Below are 26414 nucleotides of genomic sequence, written 5' to 3' on the forward strand. Positions count from 1 at the left end.
GCAGTCACATAGGACTACCTCTACGATGGTGAATTTTTATTTATTTTCTCATTCGTCTCACTCGCATATTTACCAGGACTTACTCCAAAGTGATCCTTAAATAGCTTACTGAAATGTGTTCTATTTTTAAAGCCTGTCATGATGACTACATCATTTACTGTATTCTCTTTGATCAATAATAACTCCGCCGCTTTCTTTAATTTGAAGGTTCTGATGATATCATTCGGTGTAGAATTAGTGATGCTTTTGATTTTACGGAAGAATTGACTTCTACTCATATATAGTTCTTTAGAAAATTCCTGAAGGTCTATATTCTCATTAGATAAATTTTCATTCAATAGGTTGGTAAAGTCTTCCAAAAACTTCTTATCAGAATCAGAAAGAGCTTTCTTTTCTATAGGCAAAGGCACCTCCATTTGGAACCTATCTTGAAGGACTTTTCTGCTTTTCAAGATATTCTCAATTGTGGCTACCACTTGTTTGATCTCAAAAGGCTTAGTTAAGTAGGCATCAGCACCTACATTCATTCCTTCAATTTTTTCATCACTTGATGATTTTGAAGTCAGTAGTACAATTGGCAAATGACTTGTCTTTACATTACCTTTTACAATCTCACAAAGTTCCAAACCGTTCATAACCGGCATTAGAATATCACTTAATATAAGGTCAGGCCACTCCTTTTCTAAAGCATCTACACAAGCCTTTCCATGATCGAATGTTTTCACTTTATAATGCTGTGAAAGAATATTGGAAACAAAATTTCTCAAATCCACATTATCCTCAACATAATAAATCAAACTATTCTTAGAGTTACTATCTTTTGTTAGGAATGAAATGTCCACCATTTCTGTCAACGTTCTCTGACGCTGATCATGTGATTCTTCTTTAATGGATTCCTCTACTTTTATATCACTCAGTTCCTCTTTCACTTTAACATCAACGGGTAACTCAATAGTAAACTTCGTTCCTTTCCCCATTTCGCTCTCTACAGCAACTGTTCCGCCATGTAAATCAATGATCATTTTAGAAAGCTCCAATCCAATACCCGAACCTGCTGTATAAATATCTTTATTGTCTGACTGATAGAACCTCTTAAATATATTTTTCTGATTTTCCTCTGAAATACCCCTACCCGTATCTTCCACACTGAAAATCAAAGATTCTCCTTTATAATCATAAGTAATGGTAATTTCGTCTTTCTCTCCCGTAAATTTAAAAGCATTATTCAAGAGATTGTTGATGACAATTTCCAGTTTGCTCTCATCTGCATCTACCATCAATTGATGATCCGTCCCTACTAATTTTAATATCTTGTTTGATTTCTCAGCCAATTGATCAAAATCCTTTTTCACATCTGTAATAAGGTGGGTAAAATCAAAATGTTTCTTTTTCAATTTTAGAAGATTCTGATCGGCCTTTCTAATTTCATGTACCTGATCCACCAACTGAAGCATCTTTTTGGATTGTCTTTGTACCAAATCAATGTGTTCGAAAGCATCCTGATTGTTCTCAAACATGTTTTTCAGAAGTGTGATAGGGCCATTAATAAGCGTTAGAGGTGTTCTGAACTCATGCGAAATGTTCATAAACAGTTTGAGGCGTGCCGCGTCCAAATCTTTAAGCTTATTCTTTTCTAAATGCTCTAATTTCAGTTTATAGCTTAATGATTTGATACGAATAATCACCGTCATTACAATAATGATCACCACCAGAAATAAGAAGAGATAAAATAGTTTCGCCCAAAAAGTTTTCCACCAAGCTTCTAGAATATTAATTTTTATTGTCCGGCTTTCTGTCCATTCATTTTTAGAATTGGATGCCTGAACCTCAAAAGTATATTCACCTGCAGGAAGTAAATTATAAGAAGCAATTTTATTATTAGAGGTACTCGTATTCCAGTTTTTTTCTCTCGGAAGCAAGCGGTATCTTAATCCATAGGTATTTGCGTTTTCATAATGCAGAGAAATCAATTCAAAAGACAAGGAATTCTGATCATTTTCAAGCGTAATTTCTGAAGTCTCATTTAATACTTTAGTCAATACAGCCCCTTCCTTATCCTCTACATCAATCTTTTTATTATGGATTTTCAACTCTCCAAAGAGTAATGTAGGATTGTCAATTTTCGAGGATATTTGATTGGGATCGAAATAACACAAGCCATTATTACCCCCAAAAACCATCAAGCCATTTTGTAATTTAGTAGAAACCACTTCAAATGAAGCCGGTACAATACCATCACTTGTAGTATAATTGACGAATGTTTTTGTGGCAGGATCAAACTGATTAATACCTTTATTAGTGGCAATCCATAAACGGTTGAAAACGTCAAATTCAAAGGTCATCACGTCATTATCATCCAAGCCATCTTTCTCTGTAAAAGTTTCAAAACAGTAAGCATCTCCATTTTTCTCCATTTTAGAAATGCCACCTTCCAGCACACCAACCCATAACTCTTTGTTGGGCAATCTTTTGATACACGTAATAATTGAACCTTCTAAAGGACAGGAATCTGACATCTTTATCTTTTTACAATCCTGTTGACTTAGCGTATGATTTTCATTTAATACAACTTTATATAATCCATTTCCATTGGTGCCAATCCATATACAGTTTTCGACCTCATCATAATACATCACATTAATTCCTACATTGGCATCGTACTCCAAATTATCCAATTGATTCAATTGGTCTACTTTTTTAATTTCTCCATTATCATCCAAGCAGAACTTATACAAAGCATTCAAACCTGCTAACCATATATCTCCATTTCCATCTTCAATAATAGTCTGTGCTCCTTCTTCAAGAAAATCAGGATTATTTTTTATTTTCAGTTGTTCCCAGTTCGCATTAATATCCTTTTTTCTAAAAATTCCTTTTCTTCTACTCCCTCCCCAAATACTTTTATTTCTACCCACTAACACCTTAGATATCAATTGATTATTCACCTTAGGATGCTTGATATTTTTGATCGATAAGTCACTCAAATCAAACAACTTATTATCATTCACATTAAGAGTAACATATACTTTATCCGTAGAATAAGGGACAATATTAATGACTTGACTCGATTTATTCTCTTTATATTTTTCCTTTAACCCTGTATATTGAAAGAAGGGTTTTTCTGTTTTTATTTGAAATACTCCTTGATTAAAACTACCTGCCCATCCACCGAATTTACTGAGTGTAATACTGCTTAAACGGGTAAAATCATTCATAAAGTGATAATAGACAATATTTTGCTTGATATTTTTATAATAGTTTGGCTCTGTTATAAGTGCGATGGTATTATTATTCTTCAACAACCATAATTCTCCATTTAATCCTATTTTTAACTGAGAAAAATATTCATCCTTCAACATTGTAGTCACATAGTTTAATCTATTAGTAGCACTATCATATTGATAAATAAATACATCTGTATAGCTCAAAGCATAAACTGTTTTGTGGCCATCAAAAGCCACATCAACGCAATAATTAAAGTGCTCGTAGCTATTGTTTCTAAACGTTTTTCGATCAATATCATAAACAAGTAAACCTCTATTTGAAGCTATTAGCAATTGATTATTTACAAATTCTGAAATATGAAAGGCTTTAAAATTGTTATTGTATTGAGGTAAAGGAAACTGTTTATCTATGATCGAATAATCATCTTTATCCAATATAATTAGCCACCCTTTAGAAGTATTACAAACGATATATTTTTTAGTTTCAACAATATCGGTAATTGAAGCCACTTCATTTTTTCGAATGATACTTTCTGTCATGAATAAAGAATCAAACCGGTCTAACCGTTCTCTGTAAATTGAAAGGCCTTTCTCTGTTCCAATTAATATATTATCATGCTTATCTTTATGAAGAGAAGTAATTCTATTACTCAAAAGTGCAGGCGTATCTTGAAAGTAGTGGCTTTTGAATTCATAGCCATCATAAATATTCAATCCCTTAAAAGTACCCACCCAAAGCAGGCCATTTTTATCCAATTCCAATGAAGTCACCCCAAAATGAGACAGCCCTTCTTTATAGGTCAGCTGTTTTGTGACATTGATTTCAACAGTATTAGCACAAACTGAAAATGTGCTCCAAAGAAATAATAAGAAAAGTAAACAGTGTCTTCTAGAAAATAAAAAAAAGTAAAACTGATAGTTCATTCTATGTTAAAAAAGTGGTGATGTATTCTTCCAATATGACAAAGTATTTAAAGATAAGAAGTCTTCGCAAATTCTGCCAATAGTTAGGGAAAGAAGGTAATTGAAGGTAAGAAAGTTGATAATTTACATGAATTAACTCCATAAATAAGCCCGTAAATTAGTGGAAAATTATCTCGAATGTATAGGTCTATAACATGCAACATTTTTTCAACATAATAGTACTACTTATATTTTTATCCTCGTGTCAAAAGCAATTACCAAAAAAACCGCATATGACCATAAAAGAGGAAGAACATAAAATTATTCCCTTTTCAAAACAAAAAGTCGCTAATGATTGGACCTTAAGGGAGCAAATCAGCGACGAATTCAATACCAATAAAATAGATACTTCAAAATGGTTTGTGCAAGGACATAATAATAAATATCACCTCTGGAAAGGGGACGCTCCTTCACAATTTTTCAGTGAAAATATCAAACTTTCTAAACAGCAATTACATATTTCCTCAACGTGGAGACCTGATGCTCAATTTTCGAAAGAAAAATATAATGGAAAGGTTTACGAAAATGTTACGACAGGAGGAATAGTCAGCAAATATAAAATAGCCGGAGGGTACCTTGAAATTAAAGCTAAAGTGGCTAATTCTAGTATTCAAAGCAGTTTTGGTATACGAAATTCTTTATTTGAACTTCATCTCTTTGATATAGTGGGAAAACCCAGACGATATCAAAATAAGGAGAGAACTCCATTTCTTTTTAGCTATTATTCCATAGACACGGCTACTCAATTGAACCGAAAAAAACTCTTAAGGGTGCCATTACTCAATACTGCCGACCTCACCAGTGATTTCCATATATATGGTTTTGAGTGGGATCATCATTATTTAAAACTATTTCTAGATGGAAAAGAAATTTATTCCATTAACAATACACAGTTTGAGGTGGCTTGGCCAATTTCAAAAGAATCTTTTGAAGTTTGGGTAAATACGAGTCTAGCAAAGGAATACGGGTTACCAAAAGAAAATGAACTTCCCTCCCATTTTGCAATTGAATACATCAGAGTATGGGGAAAAGACGCAAATGAGAATGCCCTGTCTTATGAGAAATTAGAAGGCATATAAGCACCAAAGTTAATTACTATACAAATTCTCTCATTTTTTTAAATAATTGATAGAAAAGGCTTTCTGTCATATCAAGTTTGATGTGCAATACAGTGTGTTATCTACAAAGGAGAGAAGATGATAAGTTATTTGGGGTTAGTACTTTTTGGTTTTCTTTTAGTGTACAACCTCAATCAACGTTGACGCTTCTTTTGAGCCTTTTACTGTAAGTTCTGTCGTAGTGTTTTTGTATCCTAAACATGTGTTTTGGATAAATCCTTCTTCTTCAAGAATGTCTACGATTTCTCTGATTTCATCTTGGTTGGAAGATAAGCCTAAGTGTTGTGCGACTTCTTCGATTGTTCTTCCTTCATTGAGACACAGCCCAATTAATAGTTTTTTGACTTTAAAATTTGAATTATACATCGGAGTAAAAGTTTATGTGTGACTACATGCATCATAAAATGATGTAAGTAAAATTGTTTTAGTAAGGGTATTAAAGGCGAAAACTTAACCAAGCTTTCATTTTAGTAATTGGTTTTACTAAGCATATGCAATATATTTAAATCAGATTCATTTTTTGATGACAATCATCACTATCTCAAGCATTTAAACCGGTTGAAACGCAACTTAACACAAAATTCACACCAACGGCAAAACCATGTCTACATGCTGGATCCCCGTCTTTTTTGAAGGGTAAACCTCTCCTTCTTCTTTAAATCCTTTTTTGCTGTAAAAAGACTGTGCGGTTACTCTGGCGCTCAAACGGATTTTGTCTACGCCTAATGATTTACTTTTTAAAATCAGCTCATCCAATATCAGTCCTCCTATCCCTTGATTTTGGTAGATGGGGTTTATAGCCATTTGTGAAATAATTGCAGTAGTATTTTCTAAATTCAGTCTGCCCGTCCCTGTCACTTCACCTTTTTCATTAAGACTGACCAAATGAATCCCATTTTTTTCCGCAGAATCATTGATGAGTTGTTCAGCATTTTCATATCCTTCAAAAAAGCATTGGATACGGATTGACTTTGCTTTGTCATATAAGCCGTCTTCTAATGTGATATATTTACAGTTCATCTTATTTTTAAAAATAACTACTAAGCAAATTGTAAACTAAATTACCATCAACTTTCAATCAATTTTTCTGCAAGCTTTTTATATCCTACTTCCAAGCTACTTTCTTCTTCATTTTGTCTTGAAACAAAAACGAAGCAAAAAATTCAAGGCTTTGAAGTCAAAAGCTAAATTCCATTCCTCTCGCCTAAATGATTTTAAACTCGCTAAAGCTCAAACAGGAAAATCATTTTAAACGGCTCGATCCATGAAATTTTTAACGCTTTTCCCTTCAAGGCCGGGAAGCACTACCAAACTAAAATGATAGAAAGCCAACTGGCACGAATGTTAGGCGTTAGCTTCATTCGTGCCCTATATCATTAGAAATCACCTGATTTCTAAATGTTGAAAATTTAGTTTACAATGTACTAAGTCAAAAATAAACAACACTAATTCATCTTATTTTTGGCTTAGTACTTTAAAAGCAAATAAAAAACCACCTTTAATAAGGTGGCTTCAATTGGATATAAAAAGCAGCACTTTTTTATATTCTTTGTCTTTTGGTTGGCATCTTGTTTTTATCCTGACGCAAACCTTTCACAAGTGCTCGTGTTTTTCTTAAATTATTCTGAACAATTTTCCAGTCCGTAATATTACTATGTATTAATAATTGCTCAATTTCTTCAGCATCACCAAAGATCTTACACCCCACCCATTCTGATGCACACTCCAATGTAAATACCTTTCCGTCATAATCATAAACAGGCATTGTAGATGGTGTACAATCAACATAACTCTGCCTATCAAAATCATGATACGTATTGACTAAATAATCTTCTAAATGAATGAACAGATGTTCAAACGTAATTAGCATCATGCTCCTGTTATAGTAGTTATCTTTTGACAAATACTGTTCTACATTATTTTGAGCATTTTTACAGAAGGTTAGTAACTCCTGAATTTCTTTTTGATGTGACTGTTTTTGTATCATGTGGGTATCATTGTTTGTTGGTGAAGTAAGCATACTGCAATTTAAAAAGTATTCTGATGAAAACAAGGCGAAATTTCGCTGAATAGTGTATTTTCGACGCGTTAAATCTTATTTGTATTAATTTTAAATTAGTGTTGTTTGGACATTTATAAATAAATAACATTAGTCATAAAAATGTGTCTGAGAGTACGAAAAAAGCGTATTATAGACAGTTAATTGACTTTGATCATCTTTTTCATTGAGCACCATCATAACTCAACCCATTGCGTTAACCTACATTAGCGAATGAAAAGTAATCAAGGACCAATAACCACCAATCAAAATGATGATCAATTTAAAACCGCATTAGCGTTTCTATTCTCTCAGATGAATAGAATTCAATAAAAAATGATTCCAAAAGGCAATGTCAGGGCACTAACTTTTGAGCCGTAACCAATCCAAAATCTTCACTAAAAGACCGAAGTATGAAATAGATGAAGATCGTTCTTTCTTACTCTTGTGGCAGTCCATTAAATAATTGAAGTAAGCCATCTTCTGCCAATTAGAGTGCATTAATTATTAAGGTTACTCTTAAAGGAACTGAAACTAAGTGTTGATGCCATTTCAGCACTTATTGAAGTTAAGCCTATAAACAACAACTACTACTTGGAACATTTTTATGTAGAAGGAACTTCCTCCTACAGATCTTAGATTCAAGGTGTGCAAATATTCCAGGAAAGTGAAATAGATACCACCAACACTTTCTATACACAACTTCAAAAAATGAAATTTTGAGGATGGATTTGTACACCCTACAGAAAACGAAAAAATATATCATTAAGACTAAATCAACGATGAAGGACCACAAATCTTCAAAAGCGAAATACCCTGGAAAGCGTGTTGCAATGGATGGTAATACAGTAGCCATCATGTGTGAAAGAGAGTCTACAGATGCAGCTGGTGCATATCCAATTACACCATCAACTCAGATGGGTGAGTATTGGGCAGAAGAAGCTGCCAGAGGACATTTAAACATCTCTGATAAACCCTTAATTTTTATTGAACCGGAAGGTGAACATGCAGCAGCAGCTGTAACAGCAGGTCTGTCGATGACTGGACAGCGTGCTACCAACTTCTCTTCTGGACAAGGTATTGCTTACATGCACGAATCGCTTTATGCGGCGGTAGGTAAGCGTTTAACGTATGTATTGAACATCGGTGCTCGTGCCATGACAAAGTCTACATTGAATGTACATGCTGGACACGATGATTACCATGCAGTAGACGATACTGGGTTCTTCCAGTTGTTTGCCAAAAAGGCACAACACGTTGCTGATTTAAATATTATTTCCCATAAAATTGCCGAGCTGGCACTGACTCCTGGTATCATTGCTCAGGATGGTTTCTTAACGACTCACCTTATTGAGTCTCTGAGCCTTCCAGAAAGAGAACTGATCAAAGAGTACTTAGGTAGACCAGACGATATTATAGATACTCCTACTGAGGCACAACGCCTGATTTATGGAGACCAAAGAAGAAGAATTCCTGAAATCTGGGATGTGGATAATCCATTGATGGCAGGTTTGGTACAAAACCAAGATGCTTATATGCAGAGTGTTGCAGCACAGCGTCCATTCTTCTTTGATCATATTCAAGAAATTACAGACCAAGCATTCAAAGATTTTGCTGAATTGACGGGTCGTCTGTATGAGAGAGTAATGACTTACAAAATCGAAGATGCGGATTACTTGATCTTAGGTCAAGGTAGTGTGGTTTCTTCGGCAGAAGTAGTAGTTGATTACTTAAGAGAAACAAGAGGTCTTAAGATTGGTGTTGTTGATTTAGTGATGTTTAGACCATTCCCTGCGGATATGCTAGGTCATATCTTGAAGGGTAGAAAAGGTGTAGTTGTATTAGAACGTTTGGATCAGCCATTAGCAGAAGATCTTCCGATCATGAGAGAGATCAGATCTGTAGTGACGAAGTGTATCGAGAATGGTGCACACCGTAAGAATGTTCCTTATCCTACGTTGGCAAGCTATACGAAGCCAGAAGATTTCCCTGTATTGTACTCGGGGTCATTTGGTATGGGTAGTAGAGATTTACAACCGGAAGGAATTATCGGTGCGGTAGAAAACATGTTGCCTGACGGTGCTCAGAAGAAAATGTTCTACTTGTCGATTGATTTCTTAAAGGAAAATCCACTTTCTCCAAAACAAAGAGCATATCAGGAAAGCATCCAAAAGGCTTATCCTAATATTCAAGACTTGGCGGTTAGAGGTTCTGAAAATCCTAACTTGATGCCTAATGGTGCGGTAACGGTTCGTTTCCACTCCGTAGGTGGTTGGGGTGCCATTACTACAGGTAAGAACTTAGCCATGACATTATTCGATCTATTGGGGTATGATATTAAAGCCAACCCTAAATATGGATCGGAGAAAAAAGGTCAACCTACTACCTATTACTTAGCAGCAGCGCCGGAGCCAATTCGTATCAACTGCGAGTATTACTTCGTAGATGTGGTGCTTTCTCCAGATCCTAACGTATTCAAGCACACCAATGCGTTAGCAGGTTTGAAAAAAGGTGGTCATTTCATTATTCAAAGTGAAAAAGCAACGCCTGAAGAGGTATGGGCTGATATTCCAAAACAATATCAAAAACTGATCATCCAAAACGATATTCATATCTGGTATATCGATGGATTTAAGATCGCAAGAGAGGAAGCTACAGATCCAGAATTACAGCTTCGTATGCAAGGTATCGCCTTCCAAGGTGCCTTCTTCTCGGCTTCTCCATTAAAAGAAAAAGCAGGTCTTACTGATGAGACTTTATTGAAAGCCATTGAGGACCAATTACAATATAAATTCGGAGCCAAAGGACAACGTGTTGTAGATGACAACATGCGTGTGGTGAAGAGAGGTTTCACTGAAATTCATGAGATCACTAATAAGGAATTAACAACGACATCTCAGAAGAAAGATGCGGGTGCTGTTACAGTGCCGAAGATGTTGAAAGAACGTCCTGTCAGTGAGTCGAAATTGAGTGATGTACACCGTTTCTGGGAGCAAACAGGTAACTTCTACCAAAGAGGTATGGGTAATGATAACTTGACTGATCCATTTATCGGTTTGAGTTTGATGCCTGCTACAACTTCCCTATTCAGAGACATGACTGGTATTCGTTTTGAATATCCGGAGTGGGTGCCTGAAAATTGTACAGCTTGTGGTGACTGTTATACAGTTTGCCCTGATACAGCACTTCCAGGTTTAGTTTCTGAGCTTTCGTCAGTATTAGATACTGTAGTGAAGAGAGTGAAGAAAAATCATTTCGAAGTAACTGAACTTCCAAGAGCGATCCGTAAGATGGAAAGCCAAATTAGAGGTTTATTTAACGGGGAGAATGATGAAAAAATCTCAGTGAATCAGCAAATCCATCAAGTGATTGATGAGGCAATTGCTAACCCTGATACGGAAGCGAAATTAGTGGAAGAATTAGGATGGTTCAAAGAGGAATTAGGGGACTTCAAATTTGCTTTGACAAGACCTTACTACAACCTGAATGAGAAAAAACAAAAAAACAGTGGTGGTCTATTCAGTATCACATTAAACCCTGCGACTTGTAAAGGTTGTATGGAATGTGTGAAAGTTTGTAATGATGACGCCCTTAAAACTGTCATTCAAACAGAAGGTGCTGTTGCCAAACTACGCAGTGAGTGGGATCTATGGGAAGATCTTCCTACTACTCCTGAGAAGTACAACAGAATTGATGATCTGGAGGAGAAAATCGGACCTCTAGAAACATTGTTATTGAACAAGGACGCTTACGGTGCATTCGCATCAGGTGACGGTGCTTGTTTAGGTTGTTCGGAGAAAACAGTAGTTCACTTATTTACAGCTACAGTGGAGTCATTAATGAATCCAAGAGTTGAGAAGCATGTGAAATACTTAGACGAGTTGATCGGTAAGATGGAGAAACATCTTCAAACGAAACTTGTCGGTACTGTCAATCTGAATGATACAGATATGATGTCGAAAATTGTCACTGAAATGCAGGACAAAGATTTGACAATGGCGGATATCACTAACCGATTTGAAGAAGAAAAAGGCAGTGAGCCAATTGATCAAGAATGGCTAAGAAATACAAGTCAGCTGATTGCTCAATTGAAGCAACTGAAATGGAAATATACGCAAGGTACAACAGGTGAAGGTCGTTCGAATATGGGTATTTGTAATGCCACAGGTTGTACATCAGTTTGGGGTAGTACTTATCCTTACAACCCTTATCCATTCCCATGGGCCAACCATTTATTCCAAGATTCTACATCATTAGCAATGGGTGTATTTGAAGGACACATGGTGAAAATGGCTGAAGGATTTAAAGCGATCCGTAAAGCGGAATTGGAATTAAGCGGAGAGTACAATCCAGCAGAGCACGATGACTTCTTCACTTACTTCAACTGGGAGCAATTCTCAGACGATGAGTGGCACCTTTGCCCTCCTGTAGTGGCACTTGGTGGTGACGGTTCTATGTATGATATCGGTTTCCAAAACCTATCAAGAATGATGGCTTCGGGTAAACCAATCAAAGTAATCGTTGTAGATACACAAGTATACTCTAACACAGGTGGTCAAGCATGTACTTCAGGCTTTATCGGTCAAGTATCAGATATGGCACAGTACGGTAAGGTTTGGAAAGGTAAATCAGAGCCTCGTAAGGAGATCGGTTTATTAGCAATGGCACATAGAAATACGTATGTATTGCAAGGTACATTGGCGAATACTACTCAGATGATCGAAGGATTTATAGACGGTCTTCAAGCAAAACGCCCTGCCTTATTCAACTTGTATACAACATGTCAGCCGGAGCACGGTGTTGCGGATGATTTAGGAGCACACCAAGCGAAATTAGCCTTAGAGTCTCGTTCTTACCCAATCTTCAAGTACAACCCTGAAATGGGCAAAACTACGGAAGAGAACTTCGACTTAGCGGGTAACCCTGATATGGAGAAAAACTGGCCTTCATACACATTGAAGTACCTAGAGAATGAGCAAGAGAAGGAAATGGAATTGGATATGACATTTGCGGACTTTGCCTTGACTGAAGCTCGTTTCAGAAAGCACTTCAGACAAGTTCCTCGTGATGCTTGGAATGAGGATATGGTAGTGATCAGTAAGTACCTTGAAATGGACGCAGATGAAAGAGAAGGTAAATATCCATTCATCTGGGCTGTAGATAGAAAACAACACTTAAACAGAGTGTTAGTGGCTGATCCGATTGTGGAGTCTTGTGAAGAAAGAAGAGACTTCTGGATCATGCTGAAAGGTCTTGCAGGTGTGAAAGAACAACCTGAAGAAAATATCGAAGAGAAAATCAAAGCTGAAGTGGTTGGAAACATTGCTCAGGGATTGATGAAGTTAGCCGGTGGAGGTAACATGAACATGGAAAGTTTGGTAAACTCTACTGCCTCTTCTGACGCTGCATCATCTCCTGAGTCTCCAGCAGGTGGTGAAAATCCAGACTATATCGCTCCATGGTTAGAAACAGAAGAATGTACTTCTTGCGATGAGTGTATTAAAGTCAACAGCAAAATTTTCAGCTATAATTCAGATAAAAAAGCCTTTGTCAAAAACTCTGACGGCGGTACGTATCAAGACATTGTGAAAGCAGCAGAAAAATGTACTGCTGGAGTAATTCACCCAGGTACACCGGCTAATATGGCGGAGAAAGACGTGGAAAAATGGATGAAAAGAGGAGAGAAATTTAATTAAAGATTGAACCTATGAAAATGTTGAATATTCATAAGGATACGTTCAAACATGGGGTTCATCCACCGGAGTACAAAGAAGAGACCAATCACCTGCCGATTCGTCAATTTGATTTCGCTCCGGTGCTAATTATACCCATGGCACAGCACATTGGGTCTCCTTCAGAAATTGTAGTAAGAGAGGGTCAGGAAGTGGAAAGAGGTCAACTGCTTGCAAAGTCTACAGGCTATGTGTCAGTACCGATTCACGCTCCTGCTGCAGGGATCATCCGTAAGATTGCGAATGTCCCTACCATCTCAGGAAAAATGTCTCCAGGAATCTTCCTGGAGGTATTCCCTTTTTCTGGTCAAGAAGTAGCCGAAGGAATGCCCCTCGATCTAGAGACGGCAAGTGCAGATGAGATTTTGAAAGGTATTCAAGATGCAGGTATTGTTGGTTTGGGTGGAGCGGCTTTCCCGACTCACGTCAAGTTAAAAGTACCTGATGATAAGAATTGTGAAGTACTCTTGATCAACGGTATCGAATGTGAGCCTTATCTCACTACCGATCATAGAGTAATGTTAGAACAGACTGAGGATGTCATTCATGGTATTAAATACTTGATGAAAGCAACGGGTGCACCGAAAGCGATCATCGGTATTGAAGCCAACAAAATGGATGCTGCGGAACATTTGGAACGTTTTATTCCAAAAGATCTTCCTATCGAAGTGAAAGTCGTTCCGGTAAAATATCCTCAAGGTGCTGAGAAAATGTTGATCACGTCCATTATGGGGGTTGAAGTTCCTTCAGGTGGATTGCCTATTGATGTAGGTGCAGTGGTGGTCAATGTGGCAACAGCTGCAGAGATTGGGCGTCTTCTTCCGCACGGTTGGGGCATCCAAGAAAGAGTGGTCACGATCACGGGTCCAGGAGTAAAAAACAAAGGAAATTACCTTATTCCTATGGGAACTCCTTTACGTTACGTTTTGGATCAAGTGGGAATCAGTGACAACATCAGTGAGGTGTATATGGGTGGCCCAATGATGGGTATGGCCGTTTCCAACCTTGATATTTCAATTGTAAAAGGAACTTCTGGTATCCTAGTTTTCAATGATGAAGACGTGGTTTCCAGAAATGAAGAACACCCTTGTATCAAATGTGGTGCTTGTGTGGAAGCTTGTCCTTTATCCTTGAATCCATCAAGAATGGGTCTGATGGCAAAATTTAAAGCCTATGATCGAATGGCAGAGGAACAGAATTTATTGGACTGCTTCGAGTGTGGTTCATGTTCATTCGTTTGCCCTTCACATATCCCGCTGGTGCAATATTTCAGATTGTCAAAATCAATCGTTAGAAAACGAAAATCTGCGAAACAACATGCTTAATAAAACATTACATATCAGTACTTCTCCCCACATTGTAAAGGGGAATAGTACGCAAGTGATAATGAAAAATGTTGTGTATGCCTTAATTCCGGCAGCCTTATTTTCCGTTTTCACTTTTGGTTTATCCGCTTTATTGGTCTTGGGTACCGCAGTTGCTTCTTGTCTTATCACAGAGTACGCTTTGTGTAAAGTTTCAGGAAGAAAAGTGACCACTTCAGATTATTCTGCAGTGATCACAGGTTTACTGTTGGGAATGACCCTCCCTCCTGCCTTCCCATTATGGATGGTAGCTTGTGGAGGCTTCATTGCTATTGGCTTAGGAAAGTTTGTTTTTGGTGGATTAGGATACAATGTCTTTAATCCTGCCTTAGTAGGACGGGCTGTTCTGCAGGCGGCTTTCCCTGTAGCAATTACCACTTGGACAGATGCTTTATCCGCTGATCGTTTTACAAGTATTCCATCTTCCGTTTTGGCCTTGCCATTTATGGAACCTGTATACGATATCACATCGGGAGCGACACCATTATCCGCTTTTAAATTTGATCATCATATTACCCCTTCATTCGATCTTGCCTTTGGTATGATTGGAGGTTCATTGGGCGAAACAAGTAGCTTTTTGATCCTTGCAGGTGGTGTGTATTTGATGGTGAGAAAAATGGCGAACTGGAAGATTACAGCAAGTATTCTGACTTCAGTAATCGTTCTAAGTGGTGCCTTGCATTTGTTTAATGCAGAACTCTACCCTTCTCCATTGTTTATGTTATTCTCTGGAGGGTTAATGCTAGGTGCTTGTTTTATGGCAACTGACATGGTAGGATCTCCATTAACCACCAAAGGAATCATAGTTTACGGTGCTTTTATAGGAATCTTAGTCGTTGTAATCCGTATTTGGGGTGGACTCCCTGAAGGGGTAATGTACGCCATCTTACTCGGCAACGCATTATCTCCACAATTGGATCAATGGCTAAAACCTAGAGTTTACGGTACATCTAAAAAGAAAAAGTCATGAGTGCAACTATAGAACAACAGGAGCAACCAACATCCAACAGTAAGAAGATGTTGACGGCGATGGTCGGTATAGGAGCCTTGTGTGCTTTATTGATTGTACTGACTTATGAAGGAACCGCCGAAAGAATTGCTTTTCTAAAACAAGAAGCATTGCAAAATGCCATCTTCAAAGTACTTCCAGGCATTGAGAAAACAAGAGCTTTTTATTTGGACAAAGAGGGGCATTTCCAGCCTCTACCTGAAAATCAAAAAGAAGCGACGGTAGTCTATGCAGGATTTACAGGTCAAGGTGAATTGGCAGGAATTGCAATCCAAGGAGCCGGTCAAGGGTATGCTGATGTGATCAAGGTATTGTATGGTTACAATCCTCAGAAAGAAGAGATCGTGGGTTTCTATGTACTGGAAAGTAAAGAGACGCCTGGTTTGGGAGATAAAATCGAAAAAGATGAAATTTTCCTTGCCAACTTCGAAGCGATGGATGTAAAGCTGAATGCTGATAAATCACAGTTGATCAACCCTGTAACCACCGTAAAAAGTGGAGAAAAGAACAACTTATGGGAAGTAGACGGCATCACGGGTGCTACTATTTCATCAAGAGCCATTGGAAATATTCTGAATGAAAGTACTTCAGAAATGCTTCCAATTATACAGCGTAATATTTCGGAATTTAAAATACAATAACGATGAGTACAGTATTGGAAAAAGAACCTCCGAAAAAGAAAGACTTATCTACGGATGAGTTTATTAAAGGATTATGGAAAGAGAACCCTGTATTCGTACAGGTCTTGGGAATGTGTCCTGTTTTGGCTGTAACCAACACGGCAAGCAACGCCCTAGCAATGGGTTTAGCGACTGCCTTTGTATTACTAATGTCGAATATTTTAATCTCCGCATTACGTAATTTTATTCCAAAACAAGTAAGGATTTCCTCTTATATATTAATTATCGCCACTTTCGTAACAATCATCGATTATGTCATCCAAGCCATCAGTGTAGAACTACACAAAAGCTTGGGAGCATTTATCTCTCTGATTGTAGTGAATTGCTTGATTTTGAGTAGAGCAGAAGCATTTGCCTCTAAAAATACCATCGGCAAATCCATCATGGATGCCTTGGGTATGGGAGTAGGTTTCACTTTTGGTCTATTGTGCTTGGGCGTGGTGAGAGAATTACTAGGCAGTAAAAGTCTCTTTGGTTTTCAGGTATTCCCCGATCAGTTTCAAGACTGGATCGTGATGATTCTACCTGCAGGAGGATTCTTTACACTAGCATTTTGGCTTTTGGTATTTAATATTTTTAAATCTAAAAAGACATCATCATGAACAACGAACCTTTATGGGGCATTTTCTTAAATGCCTGTCTAATCAATAATTTTGTTTTAGCGTATTTTCTTGGAATTTGTCCTTTCCTTGGAGTTTCTGGAAAGGTGGATACGGCGACAAAAATGGGGGGAGCGGTGACATTCGTTATGCTGATAAGTGCAGTTTGTGGATACGGCATTCATAGTTTACTTGTATTTATCGACGCGCCCTTCCTCCAATTGATCAGCTACATTGTTGTGATTGCCTCTACGGTACAATTGGTGGAAATGATCATCAAAAAGATGAGTCCTTCACTCTTCCAGGCGTTGGGTATTTTCTTACCCTTGATCACGACAAACTGTGCCATTTTAGGTCTTGTATTATTCCAAACCAACAAAGGTTATGACCTTCTTCAAAGTGTATTCTACGCTTTAGGAGCAGGTGCTGGATTTACAATCGCCTTATTACTGATGGCCGGATTACGTGAACAAATGGAATTTGCTGAAGTACCCAATGTGGTCAAAGGAACAGTTTTAACGCTGTTGATCGGTGGTATTTTATCACTCACATTTATGGGATTTTCAGGACTAAATGGGTAATACTATGCTAATTAAATATTTCACAGCACTCTTAATTCTCGTTGTCATTTTAGTGGCATGGATCGTAGTTCAATCGCTTTGGGGACAACTTTTCAAAGAAGAACTGAACGACGAAGACGTGCTGAAGCATAGATCACAATGTGGAAGCTGTTCGTGTGGAGCAGTTTGCAAGAAGCAATTCAAAAAAGCGAATGTTTAAATTAAAAAAGATATTGATATGAGTTCATTAGCAGATTATAAAACAGAAACAACATATAAGGCGAAAGTGATTCTTAGTATTAGAGTTTCACCGTCTAAATCAGAAGAAGTTAGGGAAATTATTTTAGAAGTTGAAGATCCTAATTTCGAATGTAAAGTCAACCAAAGCTTTGGTGTTTTAGTAGAAAAAGAAGGCGATTTCGGTCAAAAATACCATCATAGATTATACAGCGTTTCTGATATTCCAGTGCGTGTAAATGGTAAGACTAGAATCACACTTTTGGTAAAGAGATGTAATTACGTTGATGCATTCAATGGTGAGCAATACAAAGGTGTATCTTCAAATTTCCTTTGTAGTAGAAAGGTATTGGATGAAGTAACTATCACTGGTCCTTTTGATTTAGCTTTCCAACTACCAAAAGACAAAACAGCCAATATGATTTTGATTGGTATGGGTACAGGTATTGCTCCATTTAGAGCATTTGTGAAGCATATTTACGAAAACGTCAAAGACTGGAAAGGTGCTGTAAGATTATTCTACGGTGCAAAAAGTGGTTTGGAAATGTTGTACATGAATGAGCAAAACGACGACTTGACACAATACTACGATAAAGCAACTTTCAAAGCATTCCAAGCGGTGACTTCTCATGGTCAATGGTCTGATACGATCACTTTGGATGCCACAATTGAAAGTAAAGCGGAGGAAGTATTGAAGTTGTTGAATCAAAACAATACCTATATCTACGTTGCTGGTCACGAGAAAATCAAAGAGAATTTAGACAAAGCTTTTGCTACAATTCTCGGAAGTGAGGAAGCGTGGTTAGTTCGTAAGGCAGAGTTGATTGCCGGTCACAAGTGGGCTGAGGTGATTTACTAAGGTCATAAAGATTTACTTTTTTTCACCTCTAAGGGGTGTACTTGGTGGTCCGTAGCGTCGAAACTTTGTTTTGGCGCTACTACATCATATTAGGGCTAGTTCATAAAATGCAATGAACTAGCGCAAGTGTTCAGCGAAGCGTCACTTGTGCTTGTAATTTCTATAAGTCTGAAGACTTATAGATGCATAAAAATAGAACTAAAAGTCTACAGACTTTTTACAATTGTAGGTCCAAGTCACACTTTCAGCTTAAGACTTGAGCCAGTGCTATTTTAGTGAAGAGGTCCTATTTTATTTAACAATAAAAAAAGAACAAGATATGACAATAATAACTGCACTTTTGGCTTTGGGAGGACTGACACTCCTACTCGCCATCATGCTGATTGTTGCCAACAAAAAGTTCTATGTCTACGAAGACCCAAGAATTGATGTTGTCAACGATCTACTACCGCAGGCCAATTGTGGTGCTTGTGGATTTCCAGGGTGTAAACCTTTTGCAGAAGCAGTTGTCAAAGGTGAAATATTACCTGGAAAATGTTCAGTAAATACAGAAGAAGGTCAGCAGGGTATTGCTTCTTACTTAGGGGTAGACTTGGGTAAAGAAGAAAAGCAAGTGGCTCGTCTCGCTTGTGGTGGTGGTACCAACGTTGCTGTCAATAGATCAAAATACGAGGGCCTCAAAACGTGCCAAGCTTCCTCATTGATTTCGGGAGGTGACAAAGGCTGTTTCTGGGGTTGTTTGGGTTTAGGAGATTGTGCCGTTTCTTGTGATTTCGATGCGATTTCACTTAATGAACATTCTCTTCCGGTAGTTGATGTAGACAAGTGTACGGCTTGTGGTGATTGTGTGGAAGCATGTCCGAAAGGGTTGTTCTCTATCCACCCTATCAGCCATCGCTTGTGGGTCAACTGTAAAAACCTTGAAAATGGTGATGCAGTGTTAGAAGAATGCCAAGTAGGTTGTTCGGCATGTGGAAAATGTGCCGTAGATGGAAAAGGCAACTTGATCCAAATGATCAATAATTTACCGGCGATTGACTACGATAAAGATCACAAGTCACAAGATGCTATCCAACGCTGTCCTACAGGGGCTATCGTTTGGTTAGATGATAAGAAAGGTATTGTAAAAGGTCCTGAAAGTAAAAAGATTATTCGCAAAGGAAAAAGAAGATTGGAAACTTCTTAATTTTTTAAAATACCAGCAATCCTTTATTACTAGCATGTGTATCAGGTAGGTATATCATAAAATGAATACTTTCCGAAGTACATTATCATTTGCTTTTTAAAATTAGTGTAAAGCGTATCAATCTCATTTCTTGTGAGTTATTGATACGTTTTTTTATTAAAAAATCAACTTCAGTACTAGGACAAAAGTAAAAGAATGTTTCTTGCACCATAGTTAAAACTACGGGCAGGTGATAGGGCAACCTAATCAAGACTAAAGTCTTGAAGGTTGGGAACGAAGACAACACTTTAGTGTTGTTGGAGTCAATATCACTAGCCCATGATTTCAGTCATGGTGCTCGTAATTCTTTGTTCCATTCCTCCTATTCTAGTACTTAACATTAAATACAATTATACTCAACCGAAATTAATTACAACAACCTTAGATTAATCCCAAAACAACTTTTAAATTGCAAATTGATTTCTGAATTACATTCTACTTCTCTACTATAAACTAAAATGCTTAAAACACTTACTATATTTCTTTTTTGTATTACTTACTCTTTACTTTTTTATACAAAATGCCACGGAACCCCAAATCAGTATACAATACAAACAACTGTATTATCATCTGATAGCTTGCCTTCATTTATACCTATAATTGAAGAAAAACCATTTATTGTTAAAAGCATAAAGTATGCTGAAATAAGAATTGATTCAAAAGTCAAAGGAGATCAAATTCTACATTTTTATAGCAATAGCACTCATGACATCAAATTTTGGGTGATAAAATCTGATACAATATCCAGGTATCTTCAGTTTGGTGATAATGTTCCTCACTTTGACCAAGATAGTAGTAATGGAATAAGTATTCCTCTTTCATTTAAAGCAGGTGAAACAAAAAAGATATATTACAGTATTTTTGATTTGGGGTTTGCCTACAATGACAGTTTTACCTTGGTCAGTCCTGAGGAATTAGATCAGCTATATGATTATGATAAAAAAGTAAGGATTGTATGCAGATCGATTATTGGAATATTCTTATTTATTGGTCTATACCTAGGAATCTACTTTCGTAAAAAAGTATTCTTCTATTACTTTTTCTGCTCCTTCACTGGCATTGCATTCGTAGAAGGTGAATTCAGTCATATTCTTCATTTTCTACCTGATAATGTAAATGGTAAATTCATGCAGTCGATTTACGCTCAACTCTATCACTGTTTTTACTTTTTCTTTTATTACTCACTGGTTTTTAATAGTAAAGGGTTAAAACCTTTCTTTAATAAAACGATGAAATCGTATCTCTATCTTACTGGTATTAATATTATTTTCATCTATGTACTTCAACAAAACAGCACATTTTTTTCTAACTATAACGTCGTGGTCAGTTTTACAAGTTTTATGTGCTGTTATATATTTATAATGTACCTGCTTTATAAAGGCTTTCAACTTAAAATACCAATAGTAAAACCCGTTGCCTTTATCTTCATGGTGAATTTCTTTGTTGTGATTATCTTCTCTGTCCTTACTAATCTAGGAATTATCTCAAAAGACAATCTCTCAAGGTATATCATTTATTATCTTTTCGCTTTTGATTCTACTTACTATATTTTTGTAATACTTTATAAGTACTACCAATTGACCAATGAAAAAAAGGCATTACTCATAAAATATAATATCCTGCAAAGGGATTATTCTTTAGCTCTGATGGAAGGGCAAGAGAATGAGAAAAATAAAATAGGGAGAGAATTACATGATCATATTGGAGGTAACCTTGCATTGTTAAACAAGAAGGATCTGCATTTTCAATATAATTCAGAAGATTTACTTCAGAATACCATCAATAGCCTTGAAGACATCATTAAAGGTTTGTCTAAAGAATCTAATAAAGAACATCATTTCAAATCAGAATTAGAACAACTATTTCAGCCTTATTCAAAAAATAATTTCAGAATACACCTCAAGCTCAATATCAAGAAGCTTCAATCACCTTATATTCAACGTCAGCTATATAGAATTTGTCAAGAATTACTTACGAATGCGATAAAACATAGTCAGGCAAAAAATGTTTATTTTCATTTCGATTATATTTCAGAGGCGAATGCAATTGACCTCCATTATGCAGATGATGGAATTGGTTTCAATAAGACCTCAGAAAATAAGGGAATTGGATTAAAAAACATGAAATATAGGGTTGAAAAATTAAAAGGGAAAATGGAGATTTTAGAGGTAGAAGAAGAAACTAAAATTGACTTCCTTCATATACAACTCGGTGAATAAATGGAGATAAAATTAGCCGGAAAATGAAACGGCAACGTTAATAGATGAGCATTTTTAGGTTTATCTAAGATATATTGTAACTTGTAGAAATTAAATATTATCTAAATTTTCCATCTACATTTAATTTAGTAGCTATGCTTACTAAAATTGTTACTAATTTTTATTTTTTACTCTTCTTTACTGCTTTTTTAACTGGATGTGACAGTAAAAGTTCAACTGATCAGATTATCATTCAAACCCATGAATTTGAAGCTGATGCACTTCCTTCGTTTATGCCCATTATTTCAGAAAGACCTTATTTAATTAAAAGCATCAAATACGCCTCTATCAGCCTGGAAGCGAAGGAAAAGACAGATCAAGTATTATTATTTAATGGAGCTACGTTCTATGACTTCCAAATATGGATTTCAGAAGGTGACACAATCGCTAAACATCTCCACTATGGTAACACAGTGCAAAATTTCCCAGAAGATAAAACGGAAGGTATTACTATTCCACTGTCATTTGAAAACGGTGAGAAAAAGATAATTTATTACAGTATTCATGATTTAGGGTATGCTTTCAATGATAGTTTTAGTGTGAAAAGCCCTGAAGAGTTGCAACAGCTTTATGTGTACGAGAAATATGTGAAAATTATATGCCGTTCCATTCTTGGTGTCTTTTTCTTTTTGGGCTTATTTCTTGGTTTCTATCTGAGAAAAAAAATATTTTTCTATTACATCCTTTATGCTGTCACTGGCTTAGGCTTTATAGAAGCAGAATATGGTTTTATTCTTCACCTTATACCAGACTCTTTTAACAGTAAGCTCGTACAAACAATTATCGTACAAGTACATCATCAATTTACTTTTTTCTTTTTCTACTCATTAATTTTTAATGGTAAAGGAATTGACAGAAGGTTTAATAAAACGATGAAAGCCTTTCTTTTCATTTGCTTTCTCAATTGTATTAGCTATTTCATATTTCCTCAAGACTCCCCTTTTATCAATGATTTTTTCATTCTAGTCGGTGGTGCCTCAAGTATGACTTTCGCTTATTTATCTGTTAGTTATATGCTTTATAAAGGAATCCAGCTCAAAATTCCAATTGCAAAACCTATCATCTATATCTTTGCTTTAAATCTGATCATTATCATGCTTTTTTCAGGGCTTGCCAACCTTGGTATGATGCAAAAAAATGAAACTTCAAGGACTATTTTTTATTATTTATTTACGTTCGATTCTTTCTATTATATCACTGTAATACTCTATAAATATTATAGTCTTATTCAAGAGCGAAAAGCACTCCTGATGAAATACAATGAGCTACAAAGAGAGTATTCGCTGGCACTTATGGAAGGACAAGAAAATGAGAAAAATAGAATCGGCAGAGAATTACATGATCATATAGGGGGAAATCTTGCAATGATTGATAAAATGGGAGTGGTGTTTAAATATAATGCTTCGGATATTTTGGCGGATACGATCAGCAGTCTGGATGATATGATTAAAGGACTAGCACCAAAATCTTCATTAAAAAATAACTTTAAGGAGGAATTAGAAAAGATATTCGAACAATACAAAACTACAGTGGTCATTCACTTTACCATCAATATTAATTCCTTGAATTCCCCTTTTATAGAAAGTCAGCTTTATAGAATTACACAAGAACTTCTTGCTAATGCTGTCAAACACGGTCAGGCTCAAAATATTTACTTCAATTTCAATTATATCCCCGCTCAAAATATCATTAACCTGCATTATTATAATGACGGTGTTGGAATAACTAAAAACACAGATAGTGAAGGGATTGGATTTAGAAATATGAAATACAGAGTGGAAAAATTAAAAGGAAAAATGGAAGTTGAAGAAGTTAAAGAAGGCTGTAAAATTAATTTTATCAATATTCCTCTTGACCGTTCTATCACACAAATTTCACCGGAAAAATAGTCTTAAGTACTGTGACAAAAGTAAACGAGTGTTTCGTGCACCATAGTTAAAACTATGGGCAGGTGATAAAACAATCTAATCAAGACTAAAGTCTTGAAGATTGATAACGTAAGCAACACTTTAGTGTTGGTGGAGTCAGTATCACCTGCCCATGACTTCAGTCATGGTGCACGTAATTATTATTCCATTTCTTCTGTTACAATACTTCATTTTACCCCAAAAAACAACTGCTCAATGTTACATGAATACATAAACAGCTACAAGTTGTTATTACTGTAAACTTCATTGGATTTCTTCTTGAATTAGTAGTAACTTTAATTAAAAATAACTCCGCCTCTTTTATCAAAATTATTCCATTTAGTATATATGCTTACTAAAAAAGCAGCTAATTTCTATTTTTTCATTTTTAACATCTTCTTGCTAACAGGATGTAACGCAGACAAATCTACCGATCATGTCCTTCAGTATCATGAACTGCAGGTTGATGCCCTACCCTCTTTTGTCCCGGTAATTCCCGATAAAGCATACCTATTTAAGAGTATTAAGTATGCGAAAGTCGATATTGTAGCAAAAGAAGACATCGAAAAAGTACTCTTCTTCAATGGATGCACCTTTTATGATTTTAAGCTTTGGGTGATGGAAGGAGATTCAATTTCACACCACCTTCATTATGGAAATACCGTTAAGAATTTCCCAAATGATAAATCAAAAGGAATCTTTATGACTCTAAGCTTTAGGGCTGGTAAAAAAAAGACTTTTTATGATTTAGGGTTTACTTATAATGACACCTTTAGCATTAAAAAAATAAGACACCCGATTGAGAACACTACAAAAGGATGTACAATTAGTTTTATCAACGCACAAATAAGTCAAAAGCAAACCAACGTATCATGAAATTATATTTACCCTTCTTTTTAGTACTTATTTCTTTTTGCTCTTGTCATACAAAAAATGATGAAAGCTTCACTTACGAAATATGCAACGTGTGTAAGTTTGATGAGGAAAACTTATCAAATGAGGTCGCATGTCAGGACACCACCTTTGGCGATGGAGATCTCTATTATTTTAAAGTGAAATTACACAGTAGTATAGATCAGGATTTAGTTTTGAAAATTAATAGCGTGATCGTAAAAAGCTTTAAAATATGGGTAGTGAGTGATCATCAATTACTTGATAAAATGCAATATGGATGGGAACACAAAAACATCCCAAAGGGAATTACATACAGCCTGGGTGAGACGATCCCAATTAAAGCCAATCAAGAAATTAGTGTATACTGCGAAATCTACGATGAACTATGGCCCGTAAACCAAAGTGTCAAAGTTTATCCTTTACAACAGTTTCAAGAGATCTATCAATTAGAACGGTCTGTAAAAATTATATGCAGGTCGTTAATTTTCCTGACCATACTTATAGGGTTACTATGTGTTGTTGTTCTTAAGCAAAGAGTTTTTGTGGTGTATGTGATTTGTGCCGTATTGTATGTTGCTTATCCTGAAACTGAATATGGTTCACTAGTGGATTATATTTCGTTAGGGATTGCCCCTTATAATAAATACTTTCTGCTTATCATTTCAAATGCATACCATTATTTTGCTTTAGAATTATACTCTTATATTCTTTTCCAAAGAAGTAACTATTTAGGAACATACGGTTTGATCTTGAAAAAATCAGTACTTCCTCTTATCGCTATTCATTTACTGTTTATGGTCTTCGGTGAATCTCAATTTGTGATAAACCTGCAACAGCACCTAGTTGATTTTGCAGTATTGATGGTGTTACTTTCGGATATTGGTATTATGCGTTTGCTCTATTTAGGTATCAAGGAAAAAAGAAGAGTTGTCTATTATGCTCTTGGAATCTTTATGATCACTGCCATGACAGTATTTGTATTTTCAGTCCTCCCCAACGCACATGTAGTTGAAAAAAGAGAGGTCAATAGATATATCTTCCATATCATTATCACTTTTGATATGATCGCTTATCTCTCCCTCCTATTTTACCAAACCTATTTAGTCTACAAGGAAAAAATGGCTTTGGAAAAACTACAATTTGAAATCAACCAAAAATATTCTTCTGCATTAATTGAAGGGCAAGAAGAGGAGAGAATACAAATAAGAACAAAGTTAGAGGAAGAAGTCAATCAAAAATTAGATCACATTCAGCAATCAGAAAACATCAATAATCCTTCGATTCTTTCCTCTATCAGTAAAACAATTTCAAAAGTAAGAACCATAAGTCACTATTTGGTTTCTCCTGATTTTGAAAATGAAACATTTTATGATGTAATAGAAGATTTGTGTCATCAGAAAAAATATAACCTAGCAAAGGTTCACCTTAGTATTCCTTCCGTTGAAATGGACATGGATCTACTGATCAAAAATCAGATCTATAGAATTATCCAAGCTTTATTGGACTTATCAATTGAGGATAATCAAAAGCAAACCATACACCTTAGCTTGCTTATGGAAGACCATAAAATCAATATCTATTTTGAAAATGATCTTCCTCTTCAACTTTCAAACTCCAAAGCTTTACAACAACTCAAAAACAGAGTGTATACCATTAATGGCATTATTGAAATCAATGCTTCTGAATTGGGTACGTATATTGGTATAGAGAGAATAAGAATTTGATTCATCTAAAAAATAAACCTCAT

The 26414-nt window shown here is 36.1% G+C and carries 18 protein-coding genes; 14 read left to right on the top strand and 4 right to left on the bottom strand.

Annotated features, from left to right (window positions below; genetic code table 11):
- Positions 1-20: 20 nt before the first annotated feature.
- On the bottom strand, positions 21-4148 hold the full coding sequence (locus HHU12_RS07595; protein ID WP_169656149.1) for a hybrid sensor histidine kinase/response regulator transcription factor: 4128 nt from the start codon (positions 4146-4148) through the stop codon (positions 21-23).
- A gap of 272 nt (positions 4149-4420) precedes the next feature.
- Here HHU12_RS07595 and HHU12_RS07600 point away from each other — a divergent pair, with 272 nt between their 5' ends.
- On the top strand, positions 4421-5266 hold the full coding sequence (locus HHU12_RS07600) for a family 16 glycosylhydrolase (protein ID WP_169656150.1): 846 nt from the start codon (positions 4421-4423) through the stop codon (positions 5264-5266).
- A gap of 156 nt (positions 5267-5422) precedes the next feature.
- On the opposite strand, the gene HHU12_RS07605 is transcribed toward HHU12_RS07600, so the two are convergent.
- The 3 genes from HHU12_RS07605 to HHU12_RS07615 form a co-directional block, all read right to left on the bottom strand.
- Positions 5423-5671: a helix-turn-helix domain-containing protein gene (locus tag HHU12_RS07605; protein ID WP_169656151.1), complete on the bottom strand. Its 249-nt coding sequence runs from the start codon at positions 5669-5671 to the stop codon at positions 5423-5425.
- A 216-nt stretch (positions 5672-5887) separates the two neighbouring features.
- Complete coding sequence (locus HHU12_RS07610; protein ID WP_169656152.1) at positions 5888-6325, bottom strand: GNAT family N-acetyltransferase; 438 nt, start codon at positions 6323-6325, stop codon at positions 5888-5890.
- 520 nt (positions 6326-6845) lie between these two features.
- Positions 6846-7292, bottom strand: a complete 447-nt coding sequence (locus HHU12_RS07615; protein ID WP_169656153.1) for a hypothetical protein — start codon at positions 7290-7292, stop codon at positions 6846-6848.
- Between the two features lie 833 nt (positions 7293-8125).
- Between HHU12_RS07615 and HHU12_RS07620 the strand changes: the two genes are divergently transcribed.
- The 13 genes from HHU12_RS07620 to HHU12_RS07680 all read left to right on the top strand — a co-directional run bounded on the left by HHU12_RS07620 (position 8126) and on the right by HHU12_RS07680 (position 26391).
- A complete protein-coding gene (locus HHU12_RS07620; protein ID WP_205959815.1) occupies positions 8126-13039 on the top strand; it encodes a 2-oxoacid:acceptor oxidoreductase family protein in 4914 nt (1637 codons plus the stop codon).
- 11 nt (positions 13040-13050) lie between these two features.
- Complete coding sequence (gene rsxC, locus HHU12_RS07625) at positions 13051-14400, top strand: electron transport complex subunit RsxC (protein ID WP_169656154.1); 1350 nt, start codon at positions 13051-13053, stop codon at positions 14398-14400.
- Positions 14393-15409: an RnfABCDGE type electron transport complex subunit D gene (locus tag HHU12_RS07630; RefSeq protein ID WP_044210841.1), complete on the top strand. Its 1017-nt coding sequence runs from the start codon at positions 14393-14395 to the stop codon at positions 15407-15409. Before rsxC ends, HHU12_RS07630 begins: the two co-directional genes overlap by 8 nt.
- Positions 15406-16089, top strand: a complete 684-nt coding sequence (locus tag HHU12_RS07635; RefSeq protein ID WP_169656155.1) for an FMN-binding protein — start codon at positions 15406-15408, stop codon at positions 16087-16089. Before HHU12_RS07630 ends, HHU12_RS07635 begins: the two co-directional genes overlap by 4 nt.
- Before the next feature lie 2 nt (positions 16090-16091).
- Positions 16092-16730 (top strand): electron transport complex subunit RsxE, encoded by a 639-nt coding sequence (gene rsxE, locus HHU12_RS07640; protein WP_062621991.1) that lies wholly within the window; start codon positions 16092-16094, stop codon positions 16728-16730.
- Positions 16727-17308: an electron transport complex protein RnfA gene (locus tag HHU12_RS07645; RefSeq protein ID WP_044210847.1), complete on the top strand. Its 582-nt coding sequence runs from the start codon at positions 16727-16729 to the stop codon at positions 17306-17308. The genes rsxE and HHU12_RS07645 overlap by 4 nt, the downstream gene beginning before the upstream one ends.
- A gap of 4 nt (positions 17309-17312) precedes the next feature.
- Complete coding sequence (locus HHU12_RS07650; RefSeq protein WP_156152505.1) at positions 17313-17507, top strand: hypothetical protein; 195 nt, start codon at positions 17313-17315, stop codon at positions 17505-17507.
- An 18-nt stretch (positions 17508-17525) separates the two neighbouring features.
- Positions 17526-18383: a ferredoxin reductase domain-containing protein gene (locus HHU12_RS07655; protein WP_169656156.1), complete on the top strand. Its 858-nt coding sequence runs from the start codon at positions 17526-17528 to the stop codon at positions 18381-18383.
- A 319-nt stretch (positions 18384-18702) separates the two neighbouring features.
- Complete coding sequence (locus tag HHU12_RS07660) at positions 18703-19569, top strand: RnfABCDGE type electron transport complex subunit B (RefSeq protein WP_062622099.1); 867 nt, start codon at positions 18703-18705, stop codon at positions 19567-19569.
- A gap of 761 nt (positions 19570-20330) precedes the next feature.
- The gene (locus HHU12_RS07665) at positions 20331-21827 is read left to right on the top strand and encodes a sensor histidine kinase (RefSeq protein WP_205959816.1); all 1497 of its coding nucleotides are present in this window, start codon (positions 20331-20333) and stop codon (positions 21825-21827) included.
- Between the two features lie 134 nt (positions 21828-21961).
- The gene (locus tag HHU12_RS07670; RefSeq protein WP_169656158.1) at positions 21962-23755 is read left to right on the top strand and encodes a sensor histidine kinase; all 1794 of its coding nucleotides are present in this window, start codon (positions 21962-21964) and stop codon (positions 23753-23755) included.
- A 366-nt stretch (positions 23756-24121) separates the two neighbouring features.
- A complete protein-coding gene (locus tag HHU12_RS07675) occupies positions 24122-24649 on the top strand; it encodes a hypothetical protein (RefSeq protein ID WP_169656159.1) in 528 nt (175 codons plus the stop codon).
- Entirely contained in the window at positions 24646-26391 is a 1746-nt protein-coding gene (locus HHU12_RS07680) for a sensor histidine kinase (RefSeq protein ID WP_169656160.1), read from the top strand. Before HHU12_RS07675 ends, HHU12_RS07680 begins: the two co-directional genes overlap by 4 nt.
- Positions 26392-26414: the final 23 nt, after the last annotated feature.

It is taken from the genome of Flammeovirga aprica JL-4, from assembly GCF_012844305.1.
GTDB classification, from domain to species: domain Bacteria; phylum Bacteroidota; class Bacteroidia; order Cytophagales; family Flammeovirgaceae; genus Flammeovirga; species Flammeovirga aprica.